Here is a 13,257-nt window from a genome sequence, read left to right as displayed (position 1 = left end):
GTACGGCCGCTATCAAAGATAAACGACGTGGATTGCGTCTGGATCAGTAGCCTGAACTGGAAATTGCATATCCCGGTCGACATAGCCGTCATAAATGAGGCCTGGTTCATTCAAGCCATCAAATGGTCCGGCACTTTTCACCACGCGCGCAGTCTTATCCGGAAGCGCCAATAACTTCTCGATCAATTCAGCAACGGTCATTGCACCCTCCCCAGGGGTAACGCCTGCCCTACACTTCCGCAAACACGGGCAGCGGCGCAACCATCCCTGCCGCCGCCAGCCCTGGACACCTTTTTAAAACCGCCAACGCGGCCGAGCAAGCCCCAATGGAACCCGGCGGGCTATCGTCACGGCCCGATGGCCTGTTTTCCCGAAATACCATCTTCGGCTGTTAGCTCTTTTAAAAGCGAGCTTGGGTAGCGCTGATTGCTGAAAAATCCGGCCCTGTCGCTATTCGCCCTGCGATTGTATGCTGGTGGGAGCTATTTGGTAGACTTTGGGGTGGTAAATCATGCAGCCTACGGAAGCGCAGCTCGCTGCCGCTGTGAGTGCCGCGAAAGCAAAGCAGGCGTTAACACAAACCGAGCAGGATGGATTTCTAGGGTCGGTTATCAACGCGGAACAGATTGAGCTGGTAGACAAATGGATTGCCACCAACGACCCGGCCATTGATCGCTCCGAGTTGGGGCTGAAGGTAAAAAAATGAGTACGGAAAAACTTCAGTCGCTGCTTGCGGATATATTAAGCGAGCCTCCCCTGATTTCGACCAATACAGAACCCTCGCCTCCTACTTTCTTCGATGAGGAGCCCGCGCCCCCAGTTCTCTCTCGCCAGTCAAACAATGTGGAGCCGGCGATTGAAACCGCTGTAGTTGCCGCTCCGACCGATGCGGAAAGTGCGGTGAGACGAGCACAGCAAGCAAAGTCATTGCTCGCCGGACTAGACCTTGACACCGCGATCCGCCTCCGCTGGGCCATGCGCGACATCAGAGGCAAGCGAACGAAATTGTCGCCCGTCAGCGAAAATGACCTAGCTGCGCTGATAGACCTCGGCTTTGTTGAGATGCGAGAAGGGATACCGAGGCTTACAGGTTTAGGTATCCTCGCGCTGGATTGAGCACCGCCCGCTGATCGGCGCGTTTGGCTAACACCTGTGGATCGAACTGACGACGAAGAGGCCGCTCTCAAAAGAAAAGGCCCCATACTGTCCCGTTGTTGGCACGGTACATGCTAAGAATGTCGGGGTAAGTTCGAAGCTCTCCGCGAGAGGAGACGCGAAAGGCGCGTCATGTGGGGACTTTTCGTCGGAGTTTCATTGGCGTTTGTGCTCTATTCTTTCTATGAAGGATGGCAGCAACGTCGTGTGGATAAAAAGCGCCTCGCCGACATGCGAGAGAATTTCAAGCTTGGTCGCCATTTTGATGTGACGAAAGGTCAATGGGGCGACGATTGAACGTCGGCGCGGAGTTCGTGAACGGAGCCCGGCACACTGTCAAAAGTAGCGGGGTAGCTTGCTATGAGAGTATTCGGAATAATAGTGGTTGTTGCCGCCGCCGCATTTTTGGTCGATCAGCAATATTACTACGGCCGATACTGGGGCGCGGTGTCGTTGATGCTGCGCCAAATCGGTCATTCGTTCGGTTGGCATTGAGGCGCGCCTGTGGTCGGATCACCAAAAGGAAACGGCCCCAGCCCGGGGCTAGTAGCGCCGGGGCCGCCCCTCCTTGAGCGTCCCTATCCAAGACGCTGAATCATTCCTATCGGGAAAAAGTGGCAATTTCGCTGCCACAGGCAGACGGCCCTTGGCGGTCCTGGCGCGACCTCAAACCCCGCGCTGGGGCCGTTTCCATTTCTTATCTTAGGGCGGGGCTTGAATATCGAGTGGCGTCCAGATGGCGTAATCGTAAGCCCCACTCCATGAATGGACCGTTGTTCGACAGACCGTACAGTCGAACCGTCCGGGTTGCCGGGCGTCCCGGTCAAGCAAGTTTTGGCTGGCACGATAGACCCGGCCGCACCTTGGACAGGAGAACAGGACGCTGATTGCCATCCCAAGAATATGCCCCCGAAAGGGGCCAATTTCTAGGCGTTGGCACTAACAGTCTCACAACCTCGCCCTGCAGGCCGCTTCACTCGGGCCGGCCGGCCTTTTGGCCTGACCCCGTTAGCTATTTTTCCAGCCGTTGTTTTGAGCTAGCATCCGGCCTTTCAGTCAGTGGCGTTTGGGGTTTAGTCATGTTGGACGAGCAATTTAAGAAGCAACGAGCCCGCACAGTGCGCGATTTGGCCGAGAAGGCCAATGATCCCTTCATCAAGGGGCACGGCACGGAAGTCAGGTTAACGGGGTTGGCAGGCTGATTTTGTGTTGACGCGCGGGCTGTGATTCCGTGGTGGCTCTGATTCTTCATGGAGCGCGATCATGGGCCAGATTATCGACCAGGACGCGCCGCGGGCACGGCTTGCGGTGCTTTTGCAGCATTTTTCCGACCTCGACGATAGCCGCGAACCCTGGCGGGTGATGTACCCGCTGAAGGAGGTGCTGCTGGTGACCTGCGCGACGATCGCTTCCTGTGACGATTTCGACGAGATTGCCGACTGGGGCGAGCACAATCTCGCCTTCCTGCGCCGGTTCTCGGACTACCATCACGGTATCCCGTGCGAACGTTGGCTGCGCCATCTCTTCAACCGGGTCGATCCGACGCTGTTCGCGCTCTGCTTCGAGAACTGGGTGGCGGCCCAATGGCCGGGCCGCCATGAGTTCATCGCCATCGACGGCAAGACGGCACGGCGGACTCACGACCGGCGCAAGGGGCTCAAGGCCCTGCACACGCTCAGCGCCTACGCGACCGTGGCGCGGCTGACCCTGGCGCAACTGAGCGTGCCGGAGAAGACCAACGAAATCACCGCCATCCCGGATCTGCTCGACCACCTCGCCGAGACAAAGCAGCTGCAAGGCGCGCTGGTCACCATCGATGCCATGGGCTGCCAAGTCGACATCGCCGAAAAGATCATCGCCCACAAGGCCGACTATCTGCTCGCCCTCAAGGGCAATCAGCCCAATCTCGAAACCGAGGTCGCCGACTATTTTCACGGCGCGCCCAACACCGAGGTCGTCACCAAGACCACCGTCGAAAAGGGCCACGGCCGCATCGAGACACGCACCTATACCGCCTCCAACAAGGTCGACTGGATCGCTTCGGAGCGCAGCTATCCGGGCCAGCCGCGCTTCATCGGCATCAAGACCCTCGTCAAGGTCGACAGCCGTGTCGCGCATGCCGACCGCTCCACCTTCGACACACGCTACTTCATCTGTTCGGTCACAAACGACATCGACCGGATCGCCCGGGCCATACGTGGTCATTGGGCTGTCGAAAGCATGCATTGGCTCCTCGACGTCGAATTCGGCGATGACTTGTCGCGATATCGGGCCGGTCACGGCGCAAAGAATATGGCCGTCGTCCGACGCTTCGCCCTCGATCTCGTCCGTGCCAACAATGCCAAGGGAAGTGTCAAGACAAGACGAAAGCGAGCAAGCTGGAATCCCGCCTTCCTGCTCGAAATCCTTCAAATCGCGTGACCGTTAACCTGGATTCCGTGCCGTGCATCAAGGGGCGCCTTCTGGACTTGGCATCGAGATATGAGGACGGCGGCCCCAAAACTCCCACACCGCTGACGCCCATTGACCTGCAGTTCGCAAGCCGTGGCACCGGGTCAGAGCGATAAGGTCCGTGGTGGACAAGGACTGGCAACAACGCTTCCACGATCCGATTGCGCTACAGCAGGAAATCCGACGCGGTGAGATGAACGTGTGACTCTGTCGTGTGCACGAAGATCTCGAAATCAGCAGCATGGTCGCCATTGAGGTCGGTAGCCGCCACCATGAAGGCGGCAACGACTTGACCGGCTGCACCGGTGAAGTGATCGGTAAAGTTCAGCGGCGCGTGACCGGCGGTTTCGTTAGCCAGGCCTCGGAGATCGATGTGGTCCTGGCCGGGCGTGAAATCGGTGATCTGATCCAGGCTGTTAAAGATCCCTGCCCCAAGGGGCCCGGCCGGGCTGTCCGATTGATCGTTGAACCTGAACGTATCATTGCCGGCTCCGCCAGTCAGGATGTCGTGGCCACCGCCACCGGTCAGGACGTAATTTGCCAAGTTGCCGATGAGCACGTCATCGTTGTTGGTCCCAGCTCCTAGACTTGGCGGCAAAGCTTTCTGCGGCTGCACGCAAGCTGCCGTCCGGAAACGATCGTCAAGACGCCTTTCGCGAGATCAGCAAATTTCGGGATAGGATCGAAACCATCAAGGTTGCAGAGCAACAAGTGCGTTTGGCCAAGAATGGCGTAAACTCGCCGGCTGGTAGAACTGGGGCTGAAGGCTAAAGGGAAGTAAACGTTCAAAGTCGAGGGGAAGAACTATGAAGCAGCTAATCGGAATCATTGCCCTACTTTTTGCAACGAGCGCGCTTGCTCAGGGCGCTCCGCCGAAAGCGGCGAAAAAGCCGCCTGCGCTGGCCAAGCCGCAAGCGCCAACGGGATGCAAGCTGGTCGGCACCGTCAAAGGCACCAAGATTTGGGCGGGTGACTGCGTTGCTGTGACACCTGCAGCGGAAACTCCCCCGCCAGCATCTCAGCCCAGCGCCCCCGGTGAGAAACAGTGATGGCGTCTAGCGGCCGCTCGGAAGCCATCCGCCGGCAGGTTGAACTTGGCCTGAAGGCGACGGGAAAATAGGGACGGGATAAATCAAGAGCCGAGCATGCTGACGGAGTTTGATCAGAACACGATTGCCAATATGACCGCGGCCCTGGATTACGTCTGCAAGAAGATCCCTGCGGATAACGGACACAATGACCTGCGAAAGCGCATCGCCGACGAACTCATTCGGTGTGCACGATCCGGCAAACGCACGCTAATCGATCTCCAAGACGTTGGGTTGCAGGTCGTGAAGAAGACGACGAAACCAGCGAGGTTCAATTGGTTCGGGTTGATGCGCTAGTTGCTGTCGGCCAGCGAAGTCTGACGAAAGATTGCCAAGATTCCATCTTGGCTGCTATCCTCCAATCAGAGCGGTACTGGCGGGGGTTGCGTTATGGGTTGGATGCAGGATCGAGACCTTTTGATTGCCGAAACTCTGGCTTTTGTGAAAGGGGTTAAGGGCGCAAACGCCGAGACGACTGTGCCGGTACAGATTGCGCCGATCGAAGAAATCGAACAAATCGTGCAGCCGGAACAACCCGGCAGTTTCGATCCGCCGAAATTCGAACGAATGTCGCCCCTGCCGCCGCGAAATGAGCGTGAGGAAATTACGGCCCGATTGGCTTCCTTCAAAGCCACACAGTTGAGGTTCCAGCGGGAGCGCGAGGACTACAGTTCGATGACCCTCAGGGACGCTCTCCACGCGGCCGGCGCGCCGCAGCCATCCAACGTCCGGTCGGACCAAGTCAAATGACAACCAAACGATTGCAGGATCTGGAAGAATTAGCGGCCGAGCTACTGGAGACGGCTCGCAGACTTCCGCCAGGGCCTGACCGACAGGATATCCTTAAAAAGGTTGGTTCGTTCGTAACCCAAGTTGCTTCTATGCAGCGCTCGCCCGCTTCACGCAAAATCGCGATCAAATAGCGGGCATGGCCGAGGGAGCAAGGTTACACGACTTGATCAAACGAATCGGTTCCGAGCATCTAGAAGATTGAACGCAACGGTCGAGTCTGGTTGTGGGGATACCGTATCGACCAAGTCAGATGAGCCAGAATCGGTTTTAGTCCCTTTCACCGGCAAAGCGCGCCGAAGGTGACATCGCGGCGACGCGGCCGAATATCAGTAGCAATTTGCGGTATTCCCGCCCAGCGACGAGCAGCCATCGGAATTCGACAGTCGCCATTGCGTCGCGGTCAATGAGGCAGCCACCACATCCCCAGGTTTCGCCTGCAATCGGGTTTGCTCCTCGACCAGCATGCTTGCGTGGAATTTGGTCATTTGCCGGTTTCGCTCAAGAAGCGAAATGCTCCCGCTCTGAACCTGTTCGGCCAGGGTTTTTCGGAAGGAGTTTTCTTTATCGAGCAATTCCGGGAATGGCAGCAGCGGGCGCAAGGGCTCTGTCGCCTTGATCACGCAAGCCGCACGCGGAACCGCCTGGGTTATCTGATCGGGATAGCCATTGCGGCATTCGGCCAAGGCATCGTTCAAATTCACGGGCGGCGGGTCGGCCTCCTGCTCGATGGCCTGAGGAACGGCCCCGCAAGCGGTCAGCAGCGTGCAAGCCGCCAGAACCGCCAGAGGCCTCATGCGACCTGTCGTGGAGATCATCGCAGGGCCCTTGATCGAGTTCGCGATCTTGACGCCCGGTTGCGGCAGGTGAGCCTCGTCATGACGAACCGCTCATCGCCTTCGCCCAGCCGGGCGATGCAACTCGAGGCCGTCTTTCGCGCCGTTCGGCAGATGCGAGGTGGCCTGCTCCTCAAGCAGACGCGCCAGTTCGGCTGTAATGTCAGCGGTCACTTCACGCACCTGATCGGTAACGCCGCCCTGGTCAACTGCTGGAGGATGTGGGGCCCGTTCTGCAACGGCGATCGTTTCCACCTTCAGTTCGAGCGGATTGTCAAAATCGGGCAGCATCAGGCCGTCGGCTTCTCCCCTGCCCGGCCGAGCCACCAGCTCTTCCATGGCCCACCGATCGACTGCGGCGACGAAAAGCGCAGCGGGCGTCAAACCGAGCCGTCTGGCCAGGGCCTCGATTCTCGCCAGCGACAGGGCTGGAACATCAAGCTCGACGCGAATCGTCCGGATGTCGTCCGGCACATCGATGGCAGCAAGAAGCAATGCGCCGTTCCGCGCAATCGCGTCAGCCGCCGTTGGCACGACAATTTCCTGACCGGCCGCCGACTGGGCCTCGACATGCGCGAGCAGCGCGTGCCTCGCCCTGGCAATCACCTCGTCGACGGTCCGAGCTGCGACGGCGCAGGTCGGATAGTCCGGAAACGATGCCGAATAGCCAAATTCGCCGTCCCTTGTCACGACAGCGATGAAGATTGCCATTTCCGCCCACCGCGACCAATTCCGGTCAGACGATGCCCCGTATCCAAATTTGAACTTCAACCCAGGATTGACCGCAAGATCAACCTTCCGGATCCCTCGGCCGCAGATTTCCCGACAGCGAATCAGGCGTTACTTCTGCCGAAACGAGTGATTGAACGACATCACGAGCGGTCCGACAATATAGTCGAACGCGGTTCGCTGGATGGTGGGGATCATCACCGTGGCCGGCATGCCCGGATAGAGCCGGATATTGGGCATGGTCGCAAGCTCGCTCTCGTCGATCCGCACGTACGCCGTGTAATAGGGATTATTGGTTTTCGGATCGGTCAGACGATCGGCGGATATCTGGATGACGTCGCCATGAATGATCGGAACGATGCGCTGCTTATAGGCCGTGAGGTGAACTTCGGCGCGCATATCGGGCTTGATCTCGCTGATATCCTCGACCGCGATCTGCGCTTCGATGGTCAGCAAGTCCTGGTCCGGGACGATGTCGAGAATCTTGTCGCCGCGCTGAATGACGCCGCCGACCGAAAACGCGGTCAGCGCGACGACCCTGCCTGTGTAGGGTGCACGGATTTCCATGCGGCCGAGTACGGCCTTCGCATTTACTGCCTTCGGGATCACCTCAAGCATCTTGGCCTGGGTGTCGCGCAGGTCCTTGGTGACGTCAGTCATCCGGTCGTTGTCGAGTTGCGCGATCTGCTGCTGCTGCTCCGCAATGGCCTGCCGGGCCTTGGCGATGTTGGCATTGGCGTCCGCAATCTGCCCCTCGAGGCCATAGGCGGTGCGCTCCAGCTGCAGGATGCGCGGCCGGGCAATCAGTCCCCGCTCGACCAGTGGCGCGATGTCTTTGGCTTCAGCCTTTACAGAGGTGATTTGGTCTGTGAAGGATTTGACCTGCGCTTCGGCGCCGACGATCTGCGAGTCCAACTGATTGATTTTCTCCCGGATGACATTGCGCTGTCCTTCAATCGCGGCGCGACGACTTTCAAACTGGCTGATCTGGCCGTTCCAGACGCTCTTCAGATAGGTCTCTTCAACGCGCGCCTTGAGATCGTCGGGCATCACGAGCGCCGAGCCGTGGTCAAGTTCGGTCAGGAGCCGTACTTCGGTGGCACGGAGCACGACATATTGCTGGGAGAGCACGTCGTATTCGGCGCGCGCCTGGGATTCGTCGAGCACAATCAAGAGGTCGCCGACGTTGACCTTCTCGCCTTCTCTGACATGAAGCTCCTTGACGATCCCGCCGTCGAGGTGCTGGACGCTCTTGCGGTTGCCGTCGACCTTGACGACCGCATTACCCACGACCGCCCCGTTGAGGGGCGCGGTTGCCGCCCATGTCCCGATACCGCCGAAAAAGATCGCGATAATCAGCCAGCCTGCCAAAGCGACGCGCCGGATGGAATCGCTTGGCGGCCGATCACTTTTCGCCGTCGTGCCGCGCAGTTCTGCGGCGGACCCCATACTTCGAGTTGCTGCATCCAAGAGTGCCATTTCAGATTCCTAGCCCGTCGAACCTTGTACGGCATGCATCGGCACCGCACGCGTGAGACGCGACATGATTTCGGCGCGTGGCCCGAACATTTCAGCGACTCCGTCCCTGAGAACCAGGATTTTGTCGACTACCCCTATCGTTGCTGGCCGATGGGACACGATCACCACGGTCGTGCCGCGCTTCTTGAGTTGAAGAATGCAATCGGCCAGCGCGGCATCGCCTTCGGCATCGAGATTGGAGCTCGGCTCATCCAGCACGACGAGGCTCGGATTGGCGAAGATGGCGCGGGCAAGACCAATACGCTGACGATAGCCGCCGGATAGTATGGCGCCGCCTTCTCCCACCTGGGTGTCATAACCATTCGGCAGGCGCACCACCATCTCGTGCACGCCGGCTATCTGCGCCGCCAGAATCGCCTCATTGTCCTCGCCCTCCTGGAAGCGGCTGATATTGGCCGCGACCGTGTCGGCGAACAGCTCAATATCCTGGGGAAGATAACCGATATGCTGACCGAGTGACGTCCTGACCCAGTTCGATACGTCCGCCCCGTCCAGCCGCACCGCGCCGGCAGACGGCACGAGCACGCCAACCAGGTGACGCGAAAGCGTGGATTTGCCGGCGCCCGAAGGGCCGATAACACCCAAGACCTCGCCTGGCTCTATCGCGAACGTTACCCCGCGCAGGATCGGCTTCGAACTAAGCGGGGGCACATAGGTCAACCCCTCGACCGAGAGTCGGCCCTTCGGCCGCGGCAGTGTCAGGCCGGCGTCGCGTTCGGGATTGGCCGCCAGGAGTTCGCGTATACGCAGGAATGCCCCGCGCGCGGAAACCAGATTGCGCCAGGAACCGACGATCTGCTCCACCGGCTGCAAGGCTCTTCCGAGCAGGATGCTGGCGGCAAACATGGCGCCGACGGTTGCAAGCCGCTCGATCACGAGATAGGCGCCGAGACCCAGTATCATCGACTGCATGGCAAGCCGCAGAAAACGGATGAGGCTCTGCATGGTGGCGGCACGGTCGCTTGCAGACACCTGCCTTTCAAGCATGCGGTTGCGATCGCGGGACCATCGCCGCAACAGACCTTCGGTCATGCCCATGGCCCGCACCACTTCGGTGTTGCGGAGGCTCATCTCGGTGAAGCTGTAGCTCCGGGAGGCCGCCTCACCCGCCTCGTTCAACGGCAGCTTGACCAGCCACTCGTTGAGCAGGGCCATGAGGATCAGCACAATGCAGCAGCCTAATGCAAATGCCCCCAGGAATGGGTGCAGCACGAAGATCACCGCAATATAGATCGGCGCCCAGGGCAGATCGAAGATCGCATGGATCCCCATGCCGGTGACGAACTGCCGGAAGGTGTCGAAATCGCGCAGCAACTGGCTGCGGGCGCCGCCGGCGCTTGCGGAGCGATTGATGATCGCAGTCATCACCCGCGCCGCGATCTTCTGGTCGAGACGAATGCTGGCGCGGGTCAGCACGCGCGCCCGAACGGCGTCCAACCCGGCCAACGCCATGAAAGCGATCAAGAGCGCGATCGTGAGCATCAGAAGCGTGATCTCGCTGGCGCTCGAAATCACGCGATCATAGACCTGCAGCATGTAAAGCGGCCCGGCCAGATAGAGCAGGTTAATGGCCAAACTGAAGATCGCAGCGGTGGCGAAATAGCTCTGGCAGCTCTGCAGCAAACGCCGAAGTTCGTCAGGTCTCTTGAACGGAGCACTCACACTGTTCAGCGGAAATCCCCGCCCCTCTTTAAATTAACTATTTGCGACCCGTTTGGGCCAAATGACATTGAGCCAACTGCTGCACCTTAGCAGGGACCCGGTACGATTTTCAATTTATCTAAGGCAATGTTTAACATGGCCATTTTTTCGATGGAAGCACGCCAGACCGTCAACGCACGCAAAACACCGTATTTATGCGGTAATCAGAGGGGCTATCGGCCCCGGCAATCCCGCTGCCCAGGCGGCGGCGCAAGGCAGGCAGCCGCCTCGTTGCATTTTAAGTTAATTTAGGGCGCGCGGAGACACACATTATCAGCAGGTATTGCCAGTGTATTGGCGCGGTTCTCGCAATTGAACCGTCCGCCTAAGCTCTCTGGAACCGCTAATTTAATCTAGATCGCTAATTTTACATCCCGTTAAAGGCCTCTGCTCCTACGTGGCGGACCGGACGCGCCAATGAGCGAGCGCGCCTGTTCGCCGGCGCCTCCGCCGGCAAGGAGGCCAGATGCGAAAGTGGAGCTTTGCTGACAATTTCAACGGCGGGCATTCCGACATTGCGCTGTACGGAGCCGACGACGGCTACTTTTTCGGAAATCCGATCGTACCAACGTCAAATAGTGCCACGCCGGATCACGGGCAAGATTTTGCTTTGGTGCAAGCAGACGCCACCATTGAAGATCATGCCGGGGCGCCGCTCACTGTCGCCGGCGGATTAAGCGGCGATGACTTAGAGGTTGGCCCCGAGGCCACCGCCGCCAAAAAGGGCGGCGGAACCACAACCGGCAGTGGCGGCACGACATCTGGCACTGGCTCAGGCACCACGGGTTCAGGCACCGGCACAGGCCAAGGCACCACCACGACGGTGCTGCATGACATTCCGATCCATTGGCAAACGCTCAACCCGCCGACTGGAGATACAACGCTGCCGACTGACACCTATTTCCGCTCCGAGTGGAATCTAACCAGCACCACCGCTGGCGTCGACGTTGTGAAAGCCTGGCAGAACTATACAGGCGTAGGCGTGAATATTGGAATCATCGATGACGGGATCGATTACAATCATCCTGATCTGAACTCTCACTATCTGTTTAATCTAGACTATGACGCCGTAGTTGCCGACGGCAGCGCCTATGGGACTTCCACCGATAGCCACGGGACCACAGTCGCGGGGGTCCTGGCGGCTGCCCGGGACGGCTCGGGCGTGGTTGGCGTCGCGTACAACGCAGGTGTAGCAGGCTTTCGCATCGGCTTCGGCGCGAGCGGCGGTACCAGCCAGAATACTGATGCGCTGAATCATCTATTGGCCAACGGTATGGACGTTGCCAACGCGAGTTGGGGGTATTCGGGCCTTTACCAGGACAATTTCCTCTCGTCCTTCTCCTCATCACAGACAGCCATTCAAAACGACGTTGCCAACGGCCGGGGCGGACTCGGCATCGATATCGTTTTTGCGGCCGGAAATTACCGGGCGTCCGGCGACAACGTAAACTATCACAACTACCAGAACGATCCCTTCGTCATCACCGTGGGGGCGACCGACAGCACCGGCCATGTCACGTCGTTCAGCACACCGGGTGCGGCGCTCCTTGTCTCGGCACCGGGCTCCTCGGATATGACGGATGATCGTCTCGGGGCTGCTGGCGCGATGAGCGGCGACTACGCGTCGGTTTCGGGTACGTCGTATGCCGCACCAACGGTGTCAGGCATCATTGCGCTGATGTTACAGGCCAACCCAAATCTAGGTTATCGTGACGTCCAGGAGATCCTGGCCTATTCAGCCAAGAACTCTGATCCGGCAAATACTGGCTGGCAGACCAACGGCGCCCACGACTGGAACGGCGGCGGCCTTCATTTCAGCAACGACTATGGCTTTGGTCTTGTCGATGCCACCGCCGCGGTGAGACTGGCCGAGAGCTGGCAGAAGCAGTCGACTTACGCCGACATGTCCACAGAGGCGGTCAGCCACACCGACAACGCCACAATCACCGATGGGACCGGCAGCATACAGAGTACGATCACGCTCGCTTCATCCGAGCGTCTCGACAAGGTGGTGGTCGACCTCAACATCACGCATCCTCACGTCAGCGACCTCACGGTCACATTGACATCGCCGGACGGGACCAGTGCGGTGCTCGTCAACCATCCGGCGAGCGGCACCGGGACCGGGATCGTATTTGAGACCACAGCCAACGATTTCTGGGGAGAGGATGCCAAGGGCAATTGGACATTGACCGTGACAGACAATGTCACGGGCAATGTCGGGACGCTGAACAGCTGGACCCTGACGGCCCTTGGCGATGCTCCCTCAACGCCGACAACCTATGTCTACACGGACGAGTTCGCGGCCGAGGCTGGCACGGCTCGCACGATCTTGAATGACAGCAGTGGCTCTGCGACCATCAATACGGCCGCAGTCACAAGCGGCTCATATCTCGACTTGCACTCCGGTGCGTTCGACACCATTGCCGGCAAGACCCTTCAGATCGGAACAACGACCCTGATCAAGAACGTCTGGGCTGGTGACGGCAACGACACGATCATTGCCAATGACGCAGGAGACACCATTCAAGGCGGCCGGGGTAACGATACAATTGTGGCCGGGATGGGCGCCGACAAGCTCTATGGCGGGCCGGGCAACGATACGTTTGTCTTCAACTTCTTGAAGGCGGCACCCGACACCGTTGCGGACTTTGCCGTTGGCCAGGACGTGATCGATATGCACCAGCTCATGACATCGATCGGATACACCGGAACCGATCCGGTTGCCGACCATTGGCTGATGTTGGTCTCGGACTCTAACGGAGGAACAAACTTTGTGGTGGATCCGCACAACGGGCAGGCAGCGACAACCATCGTGGACGTCCTTGGTGTAGCACCGGCGATACTGCATCAAGGAACCGACTATTGGACAACGGCGCATATCGTGTGAGCGCGCATGTCGCGACACCCAAATGTAAATCCTGCGGCAGGTGACACTGCCGCAGGACTTTATCATGTCGATCATGTAG

At 59.0% G+C, this 13,257-nt stretch carries 13 protein-coding genes; 7 read left to right on the top strand and 6 right to left on the bottom strand.

Annotation, left to right across the window (positions count from 1 at the left end; translation table 11 throughout):
* Positions 1-12: 12 nt before the first annotated feature.
* A complete protein-coding gene (locus V1289_RS40875) occupies positions 13-201 on the bottom strand; it encodes a hypothetical protein (protein WP_334404893.1) in 189 nt (62 codons plus the stop codon).
* A gap of 310 nt (positions 202-511) precedes the next feature.
* Here V1289_RS40875 and V1289_RS40870 point away from each other — a divergent pair, with 310 nt between their 5' ends.
* The 4 genes from V1289_RS40870 to V1289_RS40855 all read left to right on the top strand — a co-directional run bounded on the left by V1289_RS40870 (position 512) and on the right by V1289_RS40855 (position 3,576).
* Complete coding sequence (locus V1289_RS40870; RefSeq protein ID WP_334404891.1) at positions 512-706, top strand: hypothetical protein; 195 nt, start codon at positions 512-514, stop codon at positions 704-706.
* Positions 703-1,116, top strand: a complete 414-nt coding sequence (locus tag V1289_RS40865; protein WP_334404889.1) for a hypothetical protein — start codon at positions 703-705, stop codon at positions 1,114-1,116. The genes V1289_RS40870 and V1289_RS40865 overlap by 4 nt, the downstream gene beginning before the upstream one ends.
* 171 nt (positions 1,117-1,287) lie before the next feature.
* Positions 1,288-1,452 (top strand): ADP-ribosylglycohydrolase family protein, encoded by a 165-nt coding sequence (locus tag V1289_RS40860; RefSeq protein ID WP_334404887.1) that lies wholly within the window; start codon positions 1,288-1,290, stop codon positions 1,450-1,452.
* A 966-nt stretch (positions 1,453-2,418) separates the two neighbouring features.
* Entirely contained in the window at positions 2,419-3,576 is a 1,158-nt protein-coding gene (locus tag V1289_RS40855) for an ISAs1 family transposase (protein ID WP_334404885.1), read from the top strand.
* Positions 3,577-3,772: 196 nt separating this feature from the next.
* On the opposite strand, the gene V1289_RS40850 is transcribed toward V1289_RS40855, so the two are convergent.
* Positions 3,773-4,222 (bottom strand): M10 family metallopeptidase C-terminal domain-containing protein, encoded by a 450-nt coding sequence (locus V1289_RS40850; protein ID WP_334404883.1) that lies wholly within the window; start codon positions 4,220-4,222, stop codon positions 3,773-3,775.
* 529 nt (positions 4,223-4,751) lie between these two features.
* Between V1289_RS40850 and V1289_RS40845 the strand changes: the two genes are divergently transcribed.
* Positions 4,752-4,991 carry a hypothetical protein gene (locus V1289_RS40845; RefSeq protein ID WP_334404882.1) on the top strand — a complete coding sequence of 80 codons (240 nt, stop codon included), beginning with the start codon at positions 4,752-4,754 and terminating at the stop codon, positions 4,989-4,991.
* A gap of 93 nt (positions 4,992-5,084) precedes the next feature.
* Positions 5,085-5,444 (top strand): hypothetical protein, encoded by a 360-nt coding sequence (locus V1289_RS40840; RefSeq protein ID WP_334404881.1) that lies wholly within the window; start codon positions 5,085-5,087, stop codon positions 5,442-5,444.
* A 368-nt stretch (positions 5,445-5,812) separates the two neighbouring features.
* Here V1289_RS40840 and V1289_RS40835 read toward each other — a convergent pair whose 3' ends face one another.
* The 4 genes from V1289_RS40835 to V1289_RS40820 all read right to left on the bottom strand — a co-directional run bounded on the left by V1289_RS40835 (position 5,813) and on the right by V1289_RS40820 (position 10,249).
* Positions 5,813-6,169, bottom strand: a complete 357-nt coding sequence (locus V1289_RS40835; protein ID WP_334404880.1) for a hypothetical protein — start codon at positions 6,167-6,169, stop codon at positions 5,813-5,815.
* A gap of 204 nt (positions 6,170-6,373) precedes the next feature.
* On the bottom strand, positions 6,374-7,030 hold the full coding sequence (locus V1289_RS40830; protein ID WP_334404879.1) for a type II toxin-antitoxin system HicB family antitoxin: 657 nt from the start codon (positions 7,028-7,030) through the stop codon (positions 6,374-6,376).
* Positions 7,031-7,159: 129 nt separating this feature from the next.
* Positions 7,160-8,527, bottom strand: a complete 1,368-nt coding sequence (locus V1289_RS40825; protein WP_334404877.1) for an HlyD family type I secretion periplasmic adaptor subunit — start codon at positions 8,525-8,527, stop codon at positions 7,160-7,162.
* 9 nt (positions 8,528-8,536) lie between these two features.
* Positions 8,537-10,249: a type I secretion system permease/ATPase gene (locus V1289_RS40820; RefSeq protein WP_334404875.1), complete on the bottom strand. Its 1,713-nt coding sequence runs from the start codon at positions 10,247-10,249 to the stop codon at positions 8,537-8,539.
* Positions 10,250-10,754: 505 nt separating this feature from the next.
* Here V1289_RS40820 and V1289_RS40815 point away from each other — a divergent pair.
* The gene (locus V1289_RS40815) at positions 10,755-13,178 is read left to right on the top strand and encodes a S8 family serine peptidase (RefSeq protein WP_334404873.1); all 2,424 of its coding nucleotides are present in this window, start codon (positions 10,755-10,757) and stop codon (positions 13,176-13,178) included.
* Positions 13,179-13,257: the final 79 nt, after the last annotated feature.

It is taken from the genome of Bradyrhizobium sp. AZCC 2289 (assembly GCF_036924615.1).
GTDB lineage: Bacteria > Pseudomonadota > Alphaproteobacteria > Rhizobiales > Xanthobacteraceae > Bradyrhizobium.
Note: the sequence above shows the minus strand (reverse complement) of the source record. Positions and strands in the feature narration are given on the sequence as shown.